We start from the raw sequence: 1,116 nt of genomic DNA, 5'->3' as shown, positions 1-1,116 counted from the left end.
AGCCAGATCAAAAGCACAGCGCCCGAGGCGGCCTAGTAGCCGACCTGGTCTCTAGTTGTACGCGTTTCCCCTGTGGGAGCGAGCCAGCTCCGGGCGGCGTTCCGACGAAAGCTATCTCCCTGCTGATGAGTTAATTGCGGATGTACGCAAGACCCTGTGGGAGCTTGGCTTGCCAGCGATAGCGCCCTACCTGTCGCTGAATAATCGACGGATGTACACCAATCCCTGTGGCGGCCGCGCTGCAACAACCCGACTCGCCAGCGAAAAGGCCCGCACACCCCATCAGGATGCCTGGCCTAACGCCCACCATCCCTTTGGCTTCGAGCATTCAACACATCCCGCTCAAACCGCTCGGCCCTGAATTGCAGAGTTTCCAGCAATGCGCACCCTTCGCGAGTCAGCAGGTGCACACCGCGTGTCACGCGCTCCAGATCACAGTCGTGGGTGTCGTTGAGCGTCAGGCTGGTCAAGGTGTCCATCAAATCGCGAACCACCGTAAACCGATGCGCAGCGCAGGCCGCCAGGTCACTGAGCGGTGCCTGGGTGTCGATGTAGAGAACGGGGTGTTGAGCGTCGCGGGTGTCGAGGGGTTGAAAGCAGGAGTTTGTTTGATTTTGCATGTGTAACCTTCTGGGATAACGCGCAACCATTCTTCGCGGCCAAACGAAAAAGGTGGCAGCTGTGTGCGGGTTGGCCGACCGGCCCAGAAAACCGGCACACCCGAAGATGTCCCGCGCACAGCCGCCATCACACACTGATCGACACGACAAACATCCCGAAAAGTTGCTATGACGCTGTTGCGTTCTGAGTTCGACCGGCCAAGGTCGTTTGCGGCATACACCGCCGGCCAACTATGGCAGCCGACCCAAAACGCGGCAACAGGGTACGTTGTGGGAAACGTCTTGAAAAGTTGTACGCCGTTTGAGCCGCGTCAACGAGCGAAGCGGAACGCAGAGCGTCCCTGGCTGCATTCCCACGCTGAGCGTGGGAACGATCAGATCTTCATTGCCTGGGAGGACGCCTTCGCGAGCAGGCTCGCTCCCACAAGGGGAATGCGTACTACCCGGAGCCAGGTCGGCTATAAGGCCGCCTCGGCGTACAGTTTTTGATCTGGCT

1 protein-coding gene is annotated in these 1,116 nt (G+C 59.5%); it reads right to left on the bottom strand.

Translation table 11 applies throughout. The features are described from left to right. Positions 1 to 296 precede the first annotated feature (296 nt). Positions 297 to 620 carry a hypothetical protein gene (locus tag RG836_RS02965; protein ID WP_310843073.1) on the bottom strand — a complete coding sequence of 108 codons (324 nt, stop codon included), beginning with the start codon at positions 618 to 620 and terminating at the stop codon, positions 297 to 299. Between the last annotated feature and the right edge of the window lie 496 nt (positions 621 to 1,116).

It is taken from the genome of Pseudomonas rhizozeae (genome assembly GCF_031583775.1).
GTDB lineage: Bacteria > Pseudomonadota > Gammaproteobacteria > Pseudomonadales > Pseudomonadaceae > Aquipseudomonas.
Note: the sequence above shows the minus strand (reverse complement) of the source record. Positions and strands in the feature narration are given on the sequence as shown.